Source organism: Salinigranum halophilum (genome assembly GCF_007004735.1).
GTDB classification, from domain to species: Archaea; Halobacteriota; Halobacteria; order Halobacteriales; family Haloferacaceae; genus Salinigranum; species Salinigranum halophilum.
Genome location: NZ_ML660182.1, coordinates 664,683 through 680,708 on the forward strand (window position 1 = coordinate 664,683; position 16,026 = coordinate 680,708).

The 16,026-nt window shown below is 68.6% G+C and carries 17 protein-coding genes; 7 read left to right on the forward strand and 10 right to left on the reverse strand.

The genetic code is table 11. From position 1 onward, the window contains the following. Positions 1-25 precede the first annotated feature (25 nt). The 7 genes from E6N53_RS03455 to mce all read right to left on the reverse strand — a co-directional run bounded on the left by E6N53_RS03455 (position 26) and on the right by mce (position 8,590). Complete coding sequence (locus E6N53_RS03455) at positions 26-919, reverse strand: dihydrodipicolinate synthase family protein (RefSeq protein ID WP_142856903.1); 894 nt, start codon at positions 917-919, stop codon at positions 26-28. Positions 920-970: 51 nt separating this feature from the next. Continuing rightward, entirely contained in the window at positions 971-1,783 is an 813-nt protein-coding gene (locus tag E6N53_RS03460) for an SDR family NAD(P)-dependent oxidoreductase (protein WP_142856905.1), read from the reverse strand. A 57-nt stretch (positions 1,784-1,840) separates the two neighbouring features. Continuing rightward, a complete protein-coding gene (locus tag E6N53_RS03465) occupies positions 1,841-3,067 on the reverse strand; it encodes an MFS transporter (protein ID WP_142856907.1) in 1,227 nt (408 codons plus the stop codon). A 43-nt stretch (positions 3,068-3,110) separates the two neighbouring features. Continuing rightward, on the reverse strand, positions 3,111-4,259 hold the full coding sequence (locus tag E6N53_RS03470) for an acyl-CoA dehydrogenase family protein (protein WP_142856910.1): 1,149 nt from the start codon (positions 4,257-4,259) through the stop codon (positions 3,111-3,113). A gap of 77 nt (positions 4,260-4,336) precedes the next feature. Then, a complete protein-coding gene (locus E6N53_RS03475; protein ID WP_142856912.1) occupies positions 4,337-5,989 on the reverse strand; it encodes a long-chain fatty acid--CoA ligase in 1,653 nt (550 codons plus the stop codon). Between the two features lie 58 nt (positions 5,990-6,047). Continuing rightward, positions 6,048-8,057 carry an o-succinylbenzoate--CoA ligase gene (gene menE / locus E6N53_RS03480; RefSeq protein ID WP_142857258.1) on the reverse strand — a complete coding sequence of 670 codons (2,010 nt, stop codon included), beginning with the start codon at positions 8,055-8,057 and terminating at the stop codon, positions 6,048-6,050. Positions 8,058-8,206: 149 nt separating this feature from the next. After that, on the reverse strand, positions 8,207-8,590 hold the full coding sequence (gene mce / locus E6N53_RS03485) for a methylmalonyl-CoA epimerase (RefSeq protein ID WP_136589050.1): 384 nt from the start codon (positions 8,588-8,590) through the stop codon (positions 8,207-8,209). A gap of 111 nt (positions 8,591-8,701) precedes the next feature. On the opposite strand from mce, the gene E6N53_RS03490 reads away from it, so the two are divergent. Further along, complete coding sequence (locus E6N53_RS03490) at positions 8,702-8,884, forward strand: hypothetical protein (RefSeq protein ID WP_136589051.1); 183 nt, start codon at positions 8,702-8,704, stop codon at positions 8,882-8,884. Between the two features lie 81 nt (positions 8,885-8,965). Here the strand turns inward: E6N53_RS03490 and E6N53_RS03495 are convergent, their stop codons facing one another. Next, entirely contained in the window at positions 8,966-10,645 is a 1,680-nt protein-coding gene (locus E6N53_RS03495; RefSeq protein WP_136589052.1) for an acyl-CoA mutase large subunit family protein, read from the reverse strand. A gap of 117 nt (positions 10,646-10,762) precedes the next feature. Then, entirely contained in the window at positions 10,763-10,891 is a 129-nt protein-coding gene (locus tag E6N53_RS21400) for a hypothetical protein (RefSeq protein ID WP_268951686.1), read from the reverse strand. A gap of 217 nt (positions 10,892-11,108) precedes the next feature. Between E6N53_RS21400 and E6N53_RS03500 the strand changes: the two genes are divergently transcribed. From E6N53_RS03500 to E6N53_RS03520, 5 genes are all read left to right on the forward strand, one after another. Next, a complete protein-coding gene (locus tag E6N53_RS03500) occupies positions 11,109-11,783 on the forward strand; it encodes an O-methyltransferase (RefSeq protein WP_142856914.1) in 675 nt (224 codons plus the stop codon). 59 nt (positions 11,784-11,842) lie between these two features. Continuing rightward, positions 11,843-12,226, forward strand: coding sequence for a DUF7475 family protein (locus tag E6N53_RS03505; protein WP_142856916.1), 384 nt, complete (start codon positions 11,843-11,845; stop codon positions 12,224-12,226). 102 nt (positions 12,227-12,328) lie between these two features. Then, positions 12,329-13,102: a creatininase family protein gene (locus E6N53_RS03510; protein ID WP_142856918.1), complete on the forward strand. Its 774-nt coding sequence runs from the start codon at positions 12,329-12,331 to the stop codon at positions 13,100-13,102. Between the two features lie 84 nt (positions 13,103-13,186). Further along, a complete protein-coding gene (locus E6N53_RS03515; protein ID WP_142856920.1) occupies positions 13,187-13,585 on the forward strand; it encodes a nascent polypeptide-associated complex protein in 399 nt (132 codons plus the stop codon). A 9-nt stretch (positions 13,586-13,594) separates the two neighbouring features. Continuing rightward, positions 13,595-14,317 (forward strand): tRNA (adenine-N1)-methyltransferase, encoded by a 723-nt coding sequence (locus tag E6N53_RS03520; protein WP_142856922.1) that lies wholly within the window; start codon positions 13,595-13,597, stop codon positions 14,315-14,317. Positions 14,318-14,454: 137 nt separating this feature from the next. Here E6N53_RS03520 and E6N53_RS03525 read toward each other — a convergent pair whose 3' ends face one another. Further along, the gene (locus E6N53_RS03525; protein WP_161596506.1) at positions 14,455-15,414 is read right to left on the reverse strand and encodes a winged helix-turn-helix domain-containing protein; all 960 of its coding nucleotides are present in this window, start codon (positions 15,412-15,414) and stop codon (positions 14,455-14,457) included. Between the two features lie 215 nt (positions 15,415-15,629). On the opposite strand from E6N53_RS03525, the gene E6N53_RS03530 reads away from it, so the two are divergent. Further along, the gene (locus E6N53_RS03530; protein WP_142856926.1) at positions 15,630-16,019 is read left to right on the forward strand and encodes a hypothetical protein; all 390 of its coding nucleotides are present in this window, start codon (positions 15,630-15,632) and stop codon (positions 16,017-16,019) included. The last annotated feature ends 7 nt before the right edge of the window (positions 16,020-16,026 follow it).

A 16,026-nucleotide genomic window follows, 5' to 3' on the forward strand; every position in this document is an offset into this window, starting at 1 on the left:
CCTCTGTCGCAAGAGTCAGAACGAGTCAGTCCACGTCGACGACCGCCAGCGCCTCGTCGACGGCGTCGGCGACGTCTCCCCGTGCGCCCTCGTCGAGGTCGACGAGCGGCGGCCGAACCGCCGTCGAGTCGAGGAACCCGCGGGCGGCCGCACCGACCTTCGTCGCCGGCGCGAACCCGTGAGCGGCACACTGCTCGAACAGCGGGGCAATCGCCATCTGTGAGAGGTGGACGGCTCGTTCGATTTCGCCCTCCGCGAGTGCCACAGTCGCCGCGTCGAACACTTCCGGGACGACGTTCGCGAGCGCGTTGATTCCGCCAGTCGCCCCGCTGGTGAGTGCGGGCACGAGGACGCTGTCGTAGCCACAGAACAGCTCGAAGTCGTCGGGCGTCGACCGGTCGAGCGAGAGCGAGTAGTCGAGGTCGCCGCTGGAGTCTTTGATGCCCGCGACCAGCCCCGCCTCGGCGAGCGCGCTCACCGTCCGCGAGTCGAGTCGGTCACCGACGTACACCGGGATGTTGTAGAGGTACACCGGGAGGGGCGCGTCCGTGACGGCCGCCCGCAGGAACGACTCGGTTCCACCCGCCGCGTTCTCGGTGTGGAAGTACGGCCCCGTCACGAGCACCGCGTCACAGCCCGCGTCGGCGGCGGTTTCGACCTTCGACCGGACGCCCGCGACGCTCGTATCGGCGACACCCGCGACCACACGGCCGCTCGCCGTGTCGGCCGTCGTCTCGACGACCGTCTCGTACTCCGCCTCGGTGAGGCTGGCGAACTCGCCGGTGGTGCCACAGGGGACGACGCCGTCGACGCCGCGGGATTCGACGGCGTCGACGAGCGCGGCGAGCGCGTCGACGTCGACCTCGTTGGACGCGGTGAACGGTGTGACGAGCGGCGGATACACGGGAGGTGTGGCCATGGTCGAGACACCGAGTGCCGGATGAAAAACGTTGGGTGCGTCGTCCGACCGTCAGATGACGTTCTGGGTGATGCCGCCGTCGACCTTGACCGCCTCGCCGGTGACGTTCCGGTTCGTGGCGAAGAAGACCGCCAGCCGGCCCATGTCTTCCGGCGTCTGGTCGCGTCCGAGGGGCATCACGTCCTCGATTATCTCCTCGTAATCGCCGCCCATCGCCGGCGTGAGCACCTTCGACCACATCGGCGTGTTCACGATGCCCGGACAGATGGCGTTGACCGTGACGTCGTCCGGCGCGAGTTCCAGCGCGAGACACTTCGTCAGCCCCATCACGGCGTGTTTGGAGGCGACGTAGTGTCCGAGCCCCGCGGCACCGATTTCACCCGCGATAGAGGCCGTGTTTATCATCGTCCCGTTGCTCCGCTTGAGTTCGGGAATCGCCGCTTTCGCACAGAGGAACACCCCCTTCGCGTTGACGTCCATGACCGCGTCCCACTCGGCCTCCTCCAGTTCCTCGACGTTCGAGAGCGTGATGATGCCGGCGTTGTTCACCATGATGTCGAGGCCGCCGAACTCCTCGACCGTCCGGTCGATCATCGCGTCGACCTGGTCCGCCTTGGTCACGTCGCACTCGACCACCATCGACTGCCGCCCCATCGTCTCGATGTCGTCGGCGAGCCTGTGGGCCGTCTCCGCCCCGTGCATCTCCTCGCTCGCCTGCTGGTTGTAGGCCGTATCGAGGACGTCCACGTCCGCGAGTACCACGTCGCTCCCGGCTTTCGCCAACTCACGCGCGATGCCGCCGCCGATCTGTCCACCCGCCCCGGTCACGATTGCCGTCTTGCCGTCGAGTTCGGTTGTCGACATAGCCGCCTTCTCCTCGTCGTGTGGTAACAAATACCATTTTGAAGGCGTTCGTGAATGTCACGTTCGCGCGGCATCCACGGCGTCCGCGGGTTCGGGCGCTCGCCACGCCACCGCGACGCCCACCGCGCCGACGAGGCCCGCGACGAGGAACGTCGTCTGGTAGCCCACGCGCTCGATAAGTCCGCCCGCGACCACGGGGGCGAGACCGGCACCGGCCAGTCCAGCCGCGGTCAACAGTGAGACGGCCGTCGTGCGGACCTCGCTGGCGACCACCTCCGTCACGTACGAGAACAACAGCCCGATGGCGAGTTGCACTCCCAGCCCCGCGACGACGACGAGACCGACGACCGTCCCGACGTGTCTCGTCACCACGAGGCCGAGAACGCCGGGTGTCGCGACGGCGAACGCGAGCACGGCGACCGGCCGACGGTGGCCGTCGAACAGCCGGTCGGAGAGCACGCCCCCACCGGTGCGTGCGACGACGCCCACCGCGGGGAACACTGCCGTCAGGAGACCGCTCAGCGCCAGTCCGACGCCGAGCCCCTCCGAGAGGTAGCTGGGCAACCAGCTGTTCAAGACGAGATAGAGGTCGAACGCGATGAAACAGAGCAGGCAGAGCGTCCAGACCCCCCGGTCGGTGAAGAGGGAGACGAGCGCCGCCCTGTCTGGAACCTCCGCCGACACCGAGAACTCGTAGCCGTGGGTCGTGACGAGGAAGATGACCATCCCGACGACGGCGAGCCCCGCGAACGTGGGCAGGACGGCCGGCCACCCCGCGACGGCAGCGATGCGCGGCCCGCCGAACTGCCCGAGGGCGAACCCGAGCGGGGCGCTCGCGGTGAAGACGCCGACGGCCGTCGCGCGGCGCTGCGGCGTGACCGCCTCACCGACGAGGTTGGCGCCGGCGTTCCAGAGCACGACGTACGCCAGTCCGCCGAGAACGCGCGAGGCGACGACCCACCAGTACGCGCCCGCGACGCTGGCGGCGTACCCCCACGCGCCCGCGACGAGCAGCGCGACACCGGCGGCCACGACGCTCCGGACGACACCCACGCGGTCGAGCGCGATGCCGGCGGGGACGCTCGCGACGACGGACGTCGCGTACATCACGGTCACGAGCAGTCCGGCCGCGGCCGCGCCGATACCGAGCGAGTCACGGATGAGGGGGGTCACGCTCGCGGGGACGATTTCGTACGCCGCCGCGGCCGCCGAGAGCGTGAACAGCCCGGCGAGGAGTCCAGCGGTTCGGACCTGTGCGCCGCTCGGCGCCGTCCGCGCCTTCATCGGCACTGTGCCCCGGCTCTCGATGTGTGTCGCGCCTCGCCGCTCATCCCGACTGTCGGTAGACGAGGTCTCGCTGTATCTCGTTCGCGCCCTCGTAGATGACCGGGATGCGCACGTCGCGGTACACCCGCGAGATGCGGTTCTCCGCGAAGACGGAGCGGCCGCCGTGCAGTTGCATGCTGCGCTCGGCGCAGTCGTTCGCCACTTCGGTCGCCTTCAGCTTCGCCATCGCGGCCCACAGCCCCGGCTCCTCCCCGGCGTGGACCTGCTCGGCCGCTCGCCAGGTGAGCGCCCGCGCCGCCTCGAACTCCGTCCGCATGTCGGCGAGGATGTGCTGGACCGCCTGGAACTCGTTGACGGAACGGTCGAACGCCTCCCGCTCGTGGACGAACGTCCACGCCTCCTCGAGCGCCGCGGCCGCGAGTCCGAGGCCGTGGCCGCCGACGATGACACGGCCCTTGTTGAAGAAGTCCGCGAGCATCCGGAAGCCGTTCCCCCGTTCCCCGACGAGGTTCGCCGCCGGGACGAAACAGTCGTCGAGGACGATGTGTCCCTGCTTCGACGCCCGCATACCGATCTTCTCGGGGATGTGCTCGGCGTGATACCCCTCGGCGTCGGTGGGGACGATGAACAGCGAGTAGTTGTCGTGTGGCTTCTCGTGGTCGTCCGTCTTCGCGTAGAGGGTGAGCCAGTCGGCTTCGACGGCGTTGCCGACCCAGTACTTCTCGCCGTTCAACAGCCAGCCGTCGTCGGTCCGCTCGGCCGCTGTCGTCATCCCCGCCATGTCGCTCCCGGTGTCGGGCTCCGAAACCGCGAGCCCCGAGACCTGGTCGTGTGCGGCCACGGGCTCTAACCACTCTTCCGCCTGCGCTTCCGTCCCGTAGTCCTCGACGATGCTGCAGCCGAAGCTCGTCAGCTGGAGGGTGAGTGCGATGCCCGCGTCGGCGCGGAAGAGCTCCTCGGCGATGGCCAGCTGTTCGAGGAGGTCGTATCCGTTCCCGCCCCACGCTTCGCCGATGTCGCCCGCGACGAGGCCGGCTTCCATCCCGGCCTCGAGCACGTCCCACGGGTACTCGCCGGTGGAGTGGTAGTCGGCCGCCATGGGTTCGATGTGGTCGGCTGCGAACGCCCGCGCTCGCTCCTTGACGGGGCGAGCGTGCTCGGGGACGACACTGTCGTCGAGGAGGTCCATGCTTCGGCGTTAGTGGGGACCGTGAAAATAGTTCGTGAACGTCTCCGCGTGTGCTGGGCTGTCTGGGTCGCCGGCCGTCACTCGTCGTCCGGCGCCGCCTCCGCCGGGGCCGCCACGTCGTGGTCGGCGTACTCCTCTCTGAGTACCTTCTTGTCGAACTTCCCGGTCGCCGTCTTCGGCACCGACTCGATGTAGACGACGTCGTCGGGGAGCCACCACGTCGGGTAGTCCTCGCGGAGGAAGTCCATGATGTCGTCCTTCAGTGGCCCCTCGCCGACGCCCTCGCGGGCGACGACGAACGCCACCGGCCGCTCCTGCCAGCGCTCGTGGGGGACGCCGACGACCGTCGCCTCGCTCACGTCGTCGTGGGCCATGATGGCGTTCTCCAGCTCCTGGCTCGAGATCCACTCGCCGCCGGACTTGATGACGTCCTTCGCGCGGTCGACGATCTGGATGTACCCCTCGGAATCGACCCGGACGACGTCACCGGTCTTCAGCCAGCCGTCCTCGAAGTCCGTCTCGTTCGCGTCCGGCCGTCCGAAGTACTCCGTCGTCACCCACGGCCCGCGGATCCACAGTTCGCCGAACTCCTCGTCGTTCCACGGCACCTCGCCGTCTTCGCCGATCACCTTGAACTCCAGTCCGGGCAGGACGAGCCCCTGTTTCACCCGCTTCTCGTCCCGTTTCTCGGCGGGCCACGACTCCATTCCCGGCTTGAGGTGTGCCGCGGCGGCGACCGGGGAGGTCTCCGTCATCCCCCACGCGTGCAACACCTGGACGTCGTACTCCTCCTCGTACGTTCGGATGAGCGACTTCGGTGCTGCCGCGCCACCGATGGCGATGCGTTCGAGCGACGAGAGGTCCGCGTCGTGTTCTTCGAGGTAGTCCAGCAGGCCGAGCCACACCGTCGGCACGCCGGCGGTGAACGTCACCCCTTCCTCCTCGATGAGGTGGGCGATGTCCGCCGGGTCGGGGGACGGTCCGGGGTAGACGTGTTTGGCCCCCGCCGCGGTCACCGCGTGCGGCAGGCCCCAGGCCATCACGTGGAACATCGGCACGACGGGCATCACCACGTCGGCGGCGCGGATGTCGAGGCCCGCCTCCGGGAGGATGCCCATCGTGTGCGCCCACATCATCTGCTGGGTGTACTCGACACCCTTCGGCCTCCCGGTCGTCCCGGACGTGTAGCACATCCCCGCCGGCGTCTCCTCGTCGAGGTCGGGCCACTCGTACGTCTCGTCGTGGCCGGCCAGGAACGACTCGTAGTCGGTCACGGGGTCGAGCGACGTCTCCGGGACCTCCTCGCCCATCACGACGAACTGCTCGACGGTGTCGAACGCACCGCCGTCGTCCCTGGACGCGCTCTCGACCTTCTCGACGAGCGACGGGTCGACGAACAACAGGGCGTCCGCGGCGTTCTCGACGATGTACTGGACGTGGTGGTCCGGCAGGAGCGGGTTGATAGTGTGAAGCTGTGACCCGCGGCACGGGACGCCGAAGTACGTCTCGAAGTGCCGGGTGTGGTTCCAGCAGACCGTCGCGATGCGGTCGTCCCGTCCGACCCCGGCGTCGTCGAGCGCGTGCGCCAACTGGGCGACGCGCCGCTCGTAGGCGGCGTACGTCGTCCGTTCGATTCCCTCGTGCGTCCGCGAGACGACCTCTCGCTCGGGGTACAGCTTCGCGGCCCGCCACAGGAACGGCCGTAGCGTCTGTGCAGTGGTCCCTACCATACGAACCCGTGACACGGAATCGTAATCATTGTTCCTCCGAGAAGACGGCGGGGCCGGGTCAGGGCGACGGACTCGTCTCGTCGTCACCGACGTCGGCTTCCCGCTCCTCGGGTTCCTCCTCGTCTACGCTCGCGCCCCCGTCCTCGTCCTCGTCGGCGGCGTCTCCGTTCGGCTCGACCGACACGTCGTCGACCGCTTCCGCCGACTGGTCGTCCGAGAGGACCTCGCGGACGAAGTCCGGCGTCTCGGGCGCTTCCGCGGGCTGTTCGCCGTCGTCAGCGGTTGCCGGGTCGGGGTCGTCGGTACCGTCCTCGTCCGGGAGGGGGTCGCCTGGACGCCAGTCGGACCCACCGATGAGGAACGTCTCGGCCGCCTCGTCGGCGGTCGTCTCCCGAGCGCCGTCGGGTGTCCCTGTCGCGGTCGGTCCCGTCACGTCACCCGTGTCCCCCCCGGCCGCGTCGCTGCGAGCGCCCCCCGTCGCGTCGGACTCGTCGCCGGTCCGCGTCGTGGGGTCGCCCGTCTCGGTCGACTCCGGGACCAGGTCCGCGTCGACGCCGATGTCGATGTCGGGTCCGACGTCGGACTCGGTCATCCCCTCGACCAGGCGGTCACGGACCGTCTCCCGCTCCACGGTCCCCGAGGCCGTCCGCGGGAGCGCTTCGGCGAACGAGATGACGCGCGGGAGTTTGAACCCCGCGAGGCGTTCGCGGCAGTACCCTTCGAGGTCGTCGACGGTCAGTTCGTCGGCGTCCCCGACGACGAGCGCGCCGACCAGTTCGCCCCACTCGTCGTCGGGGACGCCGACGACGACGACGTCGTCGACCTGTGGGTGCTCTCGAAGGACGTCGACGACCTCCCGAGGGTGGACGTTCTCCCCGCCGGTGATGATTTGGTCGTCGACTCGCCCGAGAACGAACAGCCTCCCGTGTTCGTCCAGATAGCCGACGTCGCCCGTTCGGAGCCCGTGGGGGCCGAACGCGGCGCCCGTCGCGTCGGGGTTCTCGTAGTACCCCGGCGAGACCGTCGGCCCGTCGACGACCAGTTCGCCCGACTCGCCGGGGTCGACTGTGGCCCCGTCGCCGTCGCGGACGGTGACGTCGGTCCAAAAGAGCGGTCGCCCGACCGTCCCGACGTCGTCGAACGCCTCTCTCGGCGTCGCCGTCGCGACCTGCGAGGACGTCTCCGTCATCCCGTAGGTGGGGTAGACGGGGACCGAGAAGTCCCGACAGCGTTCGACGAGGGTGTCCGGGGCGGGCGCGCCGCCGAGTAAGACCACCCGAAGCGAGTCCGCCAGCGTCCCCCGAAGGTCGAGCATTCGCTTCAGCATCGTCGGGACGAGCGAGACGCACGTGACGTCCTGGCTGGCGATGTCGTCGGCCGTCCGCCCGGGGTCGAACGACTCCTGCAGGACGACAGTCATCCCGTAGAGCGGCATCCGGAGGACGGGCGAGAGCCCTCCCATGTGGTGCAAGGAGAGACAGACCAGCCAGCGGTCGTCGGCGTGGAGACCGAGGCGGAAGGCCGACGCGACGGCGCTCCACAGGAGGTTCCCCTGGGTGAGTCGGACGGCCTTCGGGTCGCCGGTCGTGCCGGACGTGAAAAGCAGGAGTCGGGTGTCGTCGAGCGCCCACTCGGTGGGACCGACGGGTTCGGGCGTGGCGTCGGCGAGCGACGCCACGGCGTCGCGGTCGGGGTCGTCGACGGAGCAGACGGGGCCTTCGAACGCCTCGACGGCCGTCGCCTCCGTCTCCGCGGAGCAGACGAGCGTCGTGACGTCGGCCGCCGCGAGCTGGTCGGCCAGTTCGACGGGCGTGAGGGTGTCCCCGAGCGGCACGAAGACCGCGCCCAGCCGCTCGGCCGCGTGGACGGTACAGACCGCGGCCAGACGGGTCCCCATCACCATCCCGAGGTGGTCGCCGTCCTCGACGCCGAGCGCCGCGAGGCGACCGGCGAGGTCGTCGACCATCGCGTCGAGGCCCGCGAAGTCGAGTGTTTCGCCGGTCGATGCGCGCACGAGCGCCGTGCGGTTCGGTGTCGCCCGTACGCGGTGAGAGAGCCAGTCCTGCATCCGTAGCGTCCCTGTCTGCGCGCGCCCACTACTGTCTTTCTTTCGGGCCACGCGGACACGTCGTCGACGGTGCCGTGTCGTACTCGCTGCGTCGTGACTCGTGGCGGGGCTCGGCGAGGCCGGTGTGGGGCCGGAGAGTGCGACCGGGCTCAGTGCTCGACGAACTCGACCAGCACGCCGCCGGTCGACTTCGGATGCAAGAACGCGACGGTGTGGCCCCACGCGCCCAGCCGCGGCTCCTCGTCGACGAGGGCGATGTCGAGGTCGCGGGCGCGGTCGAGCGCCGCGTGAACGTCCTCGGTCACGAACGCGACGTGGTGGATGCCCGGCCCGTTCGTGTCGAGGTATCGCGAGATGGTTCCGTCCTCCTGCGGTTCGAGCAGTTCGAAGTAGCCGTTCCCCATGTCGAGGAAGACGACGTGCATCCCGTCGAACACCTCCTCGTGAACGACGCTCGTCCCCAGGAGGTCGGCGTACAGTCCAGCTAGCCCGGAGGCGTCGGTGGTGGCGACCCCGACGTGGTCGAGTTCCATACCCACAAGACCCGCTCGCGACGCATAAACAGTGCCCCGCCGGTCCAACCGACTCTCGACTGGGTGACCGATACCTATTTGAGGTCCGCACCCAGTATATCATTAACAACCATGAAGGATACGACACAGTGTCCGATGTGCGCGCGGCGGTTCGCCGACCGGACCGACCTGCGAGTCCATCTGATGTGTGACCACCGCAAGAGCTCCATCACCGAGGAGTTGCTCGCGACCGTCGAGACGCGCGACGACCGGTCGATGCGCGAGCGACAGCCGATTCCCGTCGGCGACTCGTGAGACGCTCGTTCGAGGTGGTGTCTCGCCCCCAGCGAGTGTGAGCTTCGCGCGGCGGTGTCGCGACCGACCGCCGATGGCCCCTCAGAGCGCGCTGCCCGGCTGATACTCGCCGAACTCCTCGCGCAGGACGTTGCAGACCTCGCCGACCGTCACACGTGCTTTCACCGCGTCGATGATGTACGGGACGAGGTTGTCGTCGCCGCGGGCCGCCTCCCGCAGGGCCGCGGTGGTCTCCTCGACGGTCGCCCCGTCGCGCTCCGCTCGGGCGTCCTGCAACTTCTCGACCTGCCGCGCCTCGTCCTCCTCGGACACCTCCTCGATGTCGACCTCCGGCTCCTCGTCGACGCGGTACTCGTTGACGCCGACGATGACGCGCTCGCCGGTCTCGATCTCGCGCTGGCGCTCGAAGGCGACGTCCTGTATCTGTTTCTGCACCCACTGGTTCTTCACGCAGTCGAGCATCCCACCGCGGTCGTCGACCTCCTGGAGGATCTCGAACGCCTCCGCTTCGACCTCGTCCGTGAGCGACTCCACGTAGTACGACCCCGCGAGCGGGTCGATGGTGTCGGCCGCCCCCGACTCGTGGGCGAGTATCTGCTGGGTTCTGAGTGCCGTCCGGACGGACTTTTCGGTGGGGAGCGAGAGCGCCTCGTCCTTCCCGTTGGTGTGGAGGCTCTGTGTCCCGCCGAGGACGGCCGCGAGCGCCTGGTACGACACCCGGACGATGTTGTTCTCGACCTGCTGGGCGGTCAGGGTGGAGCCGCCGGTCTGGGTGTGGAACTTCAGCTGCTTCGATTTGGGCGCTTCCGCCCCGAAGCGTTCCTCCATGATCGTCGCCCACATCCGCCGGGCCGCGCGGAACTTGGCGACCTCTTCGAGGATGTTGTTGTGGGCGTTGAAGAAGAACGACAGCTGCGGGGCGAAGGAGTCGACGTCCAGCCCCGCATCCACGGCCGCCTGGACGTACTCGATGCCGTTACCGAGGGTGAACGCGACCTCCTGGGCCGCCGTCGAGCCGGCCTCGCGGATGTGGTACCCCGAGATGGAGATGGTGTTGAACTTCGGCGTCTCGGCCGCGCAGAACTCGAAGATGTCCGTAATCAGCCGCATCGACGGCTCCGGCGGGTAGATGTAGAGGTTCCGCGCGACGTACTCCTTCATGATGTCGTTCTGGATGGTCCCTCTGAGCTTCTCGCGGTCGACACCCTGTTCGTCGCCGACGGCGATGTACATCGCCAGGAGGACGGCTGCGGGCGCGTTGATGGTCATCGACGTCGAGACCTCGTCCAGCGGGATTCCCTCGAACACGGTCCGCATGTCGTCGATGGTGTCGATGGCGACGCCGGATTTCCCGACCTCGCCCGCGGCCATCTCCGCGTCGGAGTCGTAGCCCATCTGTGTCGGCAGGTCGAACGCCAGCGAGAGCCCCGAGGAGCCGTTGTCGATGAGGTAGCGGAAGCGTTCGTTCGTCTCGCGGGCCGTCCCGAAGCCGGCGTACTGTCGCATCGTCCACAGCCGACCGCGGTGCATCGTCGGGTACACCCCGCGCGTGTAGGGCTCTTGGCCCGGGAAGCCGAGGTCCTCCCGGTAGTCGGTCTCGACGTCAGCGGGCGTGTACAGCGGCTCGACTTCCTGGCCTCCGGTGTCCGTGGTGAACTGCTCCTCGCGTTCGCCGAATCGCTCTACGGTCGGGTCGAGCGTCTCCGCTTCCCACTCGGCTTTCGCCTCGCGGATGCGCTCGAGTTCGTCGGTGTCGTACATTGACTACCGTGAGGGTCGGGGGCGACTTAACCGTGGTCGTTGGCGTGAAGAAACGAGGACGTGAGCGGGGGCGGCGAGCGGTCGTGATTCGAGACTCCGACGGCGCTGCAGTCGGTCCTACGCGCGGCCCGTCGACGGCGACCGGTCGTCGCCGCCGTTCAGGATCCGGTCGAGGATCTCGTCGAAGTCCGGTAGGTACGGCTCTGGCGCTGGGTCGTCGTCGGGGTCGTACGGGGCGATGGGCATCTCCGTTGGCTCCTCCGTTCACCTCTCGACAACTCACCATCAGGTCATAACAGTTGTTCTTCCGAGTTGGTCTGTTCGTCCCTCCCGAGGGTCGGGTTCGCACGACTGTCGTCCGTCGCGGTCAGTCGCGGCCGTCGGGTGAGGGGTGCGGAGCGACCGGCGGAGACGCGACCGAGCGGAGGTACAGTTAACCGCTGTCCGGCGCGACCACGGACACATGATGCAGGCGATAGACGCACTCCTCGAGGCGGTGGGGCCGACCCACGACGACCGACAGTCGGCGATGCTCGAACACGCCGTCGCCGAGGGGTTCCCGACCGTCGGTCCCGGCGCTGGACGGGTGCTTCGGCTTCTCGCGCGACTCGCCGACGCGCGCGAGGTGTTCGAATTCGGCTCCGGCTTCGGCTACTCTGCCTCGTGGTTCGCCCGCGGGATGAGCGACGGCCGAATCGTCCTCACCGAGTACGACGAGGACGAACTCGCCCTCGCCCGGGAGTTCCTCGACGACGCCTACGACGTGACGTTCGCCTTCGAGTCCGGCGACGCGATGGCGGCCGTCGAGCGATACGACGGCCCCTTCGACGTCGTGCTCTTAGACCACGAGGCCGCGCGGTACGCTCCGGCGCTCGCTCGCGTCCGCTCGAAGCTCCGGCCCGGCGGGGTCGTCGTCGCGGACAACGTCGCCTCGGGCCCCGTCGACACCGAGGCGCTCGTCGCGATGTTGGGCGCGGAGTCCGACCCCGAGACACACCGCCGGGAGGCGTCGTGGGACGTCGACACGACGACCGAGGGGGCCGCGGCGTACCTCGGCCTCGTCCGGGCCGACCCCGGCTTCGAGACGACGCTACTCCCGGTCGAAGAAGGGCTCGCCGTGAGCGTCCGCGTCGAGTGAGCGGAGTTGGCGTGCGCCAGCCCAACAGTCTATGTTCCGTCGCTGTCGACAGATACCCGATGTCTGGGTCATCCGCCACCGCACGCACCCGACCGCTGTTGAGCCTCCCGTCGAACCCCGTCGTGTACGTCGCCGTCGTCGGCGCGCTCGTCTCCGCCGGAATCCACCTGCTCCTCGCGCCGCGGGTGATGGGCTTCAGCCAGACGATGGGGATACTCTTCTACCTCAACGGGCTCGGGTTCGTCGGTGGGGTGGCCCTCCTCCTGAGCCGGTACTGGCGGCGCGAACTCTACCTCGTCGCCGCCGGCTACGCGCTCGTGACCGTCGTCGCCTTCTTCGTGATGAGCGGCCGGGTCAACGCGCTGTCCGTCGCCTCGAAGGTCGCCGAAGTCGTCGTCGCCGTCGTCGCGGTCTCCCTCTACACCGCCGACGGCGGCTCCTGAGCGTCTCGCTGGCGGCGACCTGAGACCACCGCGCTCCCCCGCGGAGCCGACCCGGCCTCGCTCGGGCCAACTTATACTTACCCGACGGCAGATATCTACTCGATGTATCTCGCAGACGAGGCGTGGCCCGACCTCGAGACGTACTTCGACGAGGAGTCTCTGGCCCTCGTCCCGCTCGGCTCGACAGAACAGCACGGCCCCCACCTCCCCGAGGGAACCGACCACCTCATCGCCGAGGCGTTCGCCCGCGAGGCCGCCGAGCGCACCGGCTACCTCTGTACGCCGACCATCACCGTCGGTGTCAGCCCTCACCACCGGCAGTTCGACGGCACCATGTGGGCCGACGCGCCCGTGTTCAGAGACTACGTCGAGTCCATCAGTCGGAACCTGACGTACCACGGAATCGACCGAATCGTCTACGTCAACGCCCACGGCGGCAACATCGAACACCTCCGAGAGGTTGGCCGTCGCCTTCGCGACTCGCGGACGGCGTACGCGATCGAGTGGATGTGGAACGACTCAATCCCGGACCTCGTCGAGGAGGTCTTCGCCCAGCCCGGTCCCCACGGCGGCCCGAAGGAGACGTCGCTCATCCAGCACCTCCACCCACACCTCGTCCACGACGACCGCCTCGAGGCGGCGCGAGACGGCGGCCTCGTCGACTGGGAGAACCACCCGGGTGCGGTGCAGAACGGCGCACGGACCTTCTACGACGCCATCGACAACACCGACAACGGCGTGTTGGGCGACCAGACCGACGCCTCCGCCGAGAAGGGCGAACGGCTGTTCGAGGCCGCCACGGACCAGCTCGTCCAGCTCTGTGAGTGGCTCGCAACGCGGGAGTTCGCGGCGCTCATGCCGAAAGACCACGTCTGAACACTCGTCGTCGCGTGTGTGGGCGACAGACACAGACTCCGGTCGTTCGCCACGCTTTTGCCGGCCCACACCTTCTCGCCAGGTATGTTTGGAGGCGGCGGCATGAACCCGCGGAAGATGCAGCAGATGATGAAGCAGATGGGTATCGACGTCACCGATATCGACGCCGAGGAGGTCATCATCCGGACCGAAGACGAAGAGCTCGTCTTCTCGGACGCACAGGTCACCCGGATGGACGCCCAGGGCACCCAGACCTACCAGGTCGTCGGCGAGCCCGAGACGCGCGAGCGCGGGGCGAGCGAGGAGAGCGCGTCCGAAGATACCGACGCCGACACCGACACGGACGCGGACGCGAGCGCAGGCATCCCCGACTCGGACGTCGAAATCGTCGCCCAGCGTGCCGGCGTCTCGGCCGACGAGGCCCGCGAGGCGCTCGCCGACGAAGACGGCGACCTCGCCGCGGCCATCGCGCGGTTCGAGTGAGCTGACGACGTGAGACTGCTCTTCGTCCACGACGACCGCGAGTACCTCCTCGCACCCGGCGCGGAGTTCGGCACCGACCTCGGAGTCATCGAGGTGCCCGAGGACGTCGCACCCGGCGACACCGTCGAGACCCATCTCGGCACCGAGTTCGTCGCCCGCGAACCGCGGGGTCCCGACCTCTTCGACCACTTCGAGCGCACGGGCGCGCCGATGATGCCCCGCGACATCGGGCTCGTCATGGGGCACACGGGTGTCTCCCGCGGCGACCGCGTCCTCGACGCCGGGACCGGCACGGGCGTGCTCGCCGCGTATCTCGGTCGCACCGGTGCCGACGTGGTGAGCTACGAGCGCGACCCAGACTTCGCCGACGTCGCGCGGGAGAACATGGCGCTCGCGGGTGTCGCGGAGAACGTCGAGGTCCGGACGGGCGACCTCACCGACGACCTCGACACCTTCGAGCGCGAGTTCGACCTCCTCACGCTCGACACCGAGGACGCGCCGACGGCGGTCGGACGCGCTCCCGACCTCCTCGTCTCGGGCGGCTTCGTCGCCGTCTACTCACCCTTCGTCGAGGGGACCCGTGACGCACACCTGGCCGCACGCGAGGCCGGCCTGAGCGAGGTCGAGACGTTCGAGACCATCCAGCGTCGGATGGACTTCGGCGAGCGTGGCTCTCGTCCCTCGACGGCGGGTGTCGGACACACGGGCTACCTGCTGTTCGGGCGGAACTGACCTGGACGGAGGAGCGACCGGGCCCAACGGCCGTCGACGATTCGCCCCCCACGTCGCCGACATCCTCGCGTCCGCGAGACGGTCCGACGGTCGTTCGCGGCGGACTCACCTCTGCACGGCCGAAGGAGAGCCACTGCTCAGGCGACCTCGGAATCGTCACGTCTCGTCACGTCGACGACCGAGAGGTCGCCGTCTACCGTCAGCGTCAGCTCCTCCCCGTCGAGCGCGAACACGAACCGGAGTTCGACCGGGTCGGTCGAGCGGACCTCTGCGCTGTAGTCCCAGCTCCACTCGACGATATCGGCGGTCGGGTCGAGCCCGTGGTCCTTCACGAAGGCCAACAGCTCCGGCGTGTACAACAGCGCCGTCACGGCGTCGAACACTCGTCCGTCCGTGCAGTTCGCGCAGCGAAACTCGACGCACACGGCGGGATGGCGACCGCACCGGTCACAGCGCTCCTCGACAGCGTCGTGGGCCTCACAGACGCGGACGAAACGTTCCACGGCAGCCGAACAGGTCGGACAGACGCCGCTCGCGACTGCCAGCGCGTCCAGGTGGGTCCACGTTGCCGCCGCTCGAAGGATGTCCATCGCCGTCCGTCCCTGCACGCCCGCCGGCGGCAGCGGCAGTACCGCGACGGTCCCGTGGTCGACGTCGCGCTCCGGACGTCGCACGGTCGCCGTCTCGTCGGTTCCGCGACACGCCGGGCACGACACCCGAACCGCGCCGTGGTAGTAACGCACCTCGAGTGGAACTTCACAGCGAGCGCACGCGAGGTCGACCTCGGCCGGGTCGACCGTCGGACCGCCGGTCAGGGTCCCCGAGCGAATCGCCCGGACGACCCAGTCGCCCGGCTGACAGAGCGTGTAGCCGGCGTCGACCTTGTCGACGAAGTGCCCGACCAGTTTGTCGAGGTGATAGTTGAACTTGCCCCCGTGGCGGACGCCGACGCGGTCCCGGAGCTCCGAGAACGAGAGGGGACGACCCGCATCGCTGAGTGCCCGGAGGATCTGAATCCGCGTCTCGTTACTCAGGGCACCGAACGCCTCGGCCGGCGACACGGTCGAAGCGTCTCTTCGCCCATCGCTCGGCCCCATCGTGAAAAGATTGGATATATGACAAATTAAATCCAGCGGTCGACCCGACGGCCGACGCCGGCCACACCGAGCGCACTGACACAGCAAGAGGGGGTCGGACGACGCTCTACACAAGTATTGTTCAGCATACATTTTAGGATGCGGAGCACCACTAGACTGCTGGTCCGCCCCGTCGACGAGCGTCGACCGGTCGGACCGCACGGGGGACACAGAGCATGACCGATACACCCGAGCAGCTCGGGATTTGGCGGCGACGCGCTCTCGGTCGCGGCGACCTCGCCTCAGGGGCGGCCCGACTGGGTGAGCGGGCACTGGGGAGTGCAAACGAGCGCGTCGAGCAGGCGTATCAACGCACGGGTGACCCGGACGTCAAAGGTGCGACCTGGACGCTCACGAGTCGGGTCACACGACGGAACATCACCTGCAACGTGAGTATCAGAGCCGACGCGTTCGTCGCCGAGCAGGTGGACGGGACGGTCTCGACGACACTGTATCTCACCGCCCGGTCGTTCGAGGTCGGCGACCACGTGTTCGTCGAGTCGGACCCGCTCACGGGCTGTCCGACGAGCTACGAGGCGGTTCGTGTGCGTTCGGTCCCGGAGTGACCGCGTC

What these genes read in the sequence shown, in the direction of transcription:
- E6N53_RS03455 (WP_142856903.1), bottom strand. Translation starts at nt 919, where the DNA reads ATGGCCACACCTCCCGTGTATCCGCCGCTCGTCACACCGTTCACCGCG.
- E6N53_RS03460 (WP_142856905.1), bottom strand. Translation starts at nt 1,783, where the DNA reads ATGTCGACAACCGAACTCGACGGCAAGACGGCAATCGTGACCGGGGCG.
- E6N53_RS03465 (WP_142856907.1), bottom strand. Translation starts at nt 3,067, where the DNA reads ATGAAGGCGCGGACGGCGCCGAGCGGCGCACAGGTCCGAACCGCTGGA.
- E6N53_RS03470 (WP_142856910.1), bottom strand. Translation starts at nt 4,259, where the DNA reads ATGGACCTCCTCGACGACAGTGTCGTCCCCGAGCACGCTCGCCCCGTC.
- E6N53_RS03475 (WP_142856912.1), bottom strand. Translation starts at nt 5,989, where the DNA reads ATGGTAGGGACCACTGCACAGACGCTACGGCCGTTCCTGTGGCGGGCC.
- menE (WP_142857258.1), bottom strand. Translation starts at nt 8,057, where the DNA reads ATGCAGGACTGGCTCTCTCACCGCGTACGGGCGACACCGAACCGCACG.
- mce (WP_136589050.1), bottom strand. Translation starts at nt 8,590, where the DNA reads ATGGAACTCGACCACGTCGGGGTCGCCACCACCGACGCCTCCGGGCTA.
- E6N53_RS03490 (WP_136589051.1), top strand. Translation starts at nt 8,702, where the DNA reads ATGAAGGATACGACACAGTGTCCGATGTGCGCGCGGCGGTTCGCCGAC.
- E6N53_RS03495 (WP_136589052.1), bottom strand. Translation starts at nt 10,645, where the DNA reads ATGTACGACACCGACGAACTCGAGCGCATCCGCGAGGCGAAAGCCGAG.
- E6N53_RS21400 (WP_268951686.1), bottom strand. Translation starts at nt 10,891, where the DNA reads ATGCCCATCGCCCCGTACGACCCCGACGACGACCCAGCGCCAGAGCCG.
- E6N53_RS03500 (WP_142856914.1), top strand. Translation starts at nt 11,109, where the DNA reads ATGATGCAGGCGATAGACGCACTCCTCGAGGCGGTGGGGCCGACCCAC.
- E6N53_RS03505 (WP_142856916.1), top strand. Translation starts at nt 11,843, where the DNA reads ATGTCTGGGTCATCCGCCACCGCACGCACCCGACCGCTGTTGAGCCTC.
- E6N53_RS03510 (WP_142856918.1), top strand. Translation starts at nt 12,329, where the DNA reads ATGTATCTCGCAGACGAGGCGTGGCCCGACCTCGAGACGTACTTCGAC.
- E6N53_RS03515 (WP_142856920.1), top strand. Translation starts at nt 13,187, where the DNA reads ATGTTTGGAGGCGGCGGCATGAACCCGCGGAAGATGCAGCAGATGATG.
- E6N53_RS03525 (WP_161596506.1), bottom strand. Translation starts at nt 15,414, where the DNA reads ATGGGGCCGAGCGATGGGCGAAGAGACGCTTCGACCGTGTCGCCGGCC.
- E6N53_RS03530 (WP_142856926.1), top strand. Translation starts at nt 15,630, where the DNA reads ATGACCGATACACCCGAGCAGCTCGGGATTTGGCGGCGACGCGCTCTC.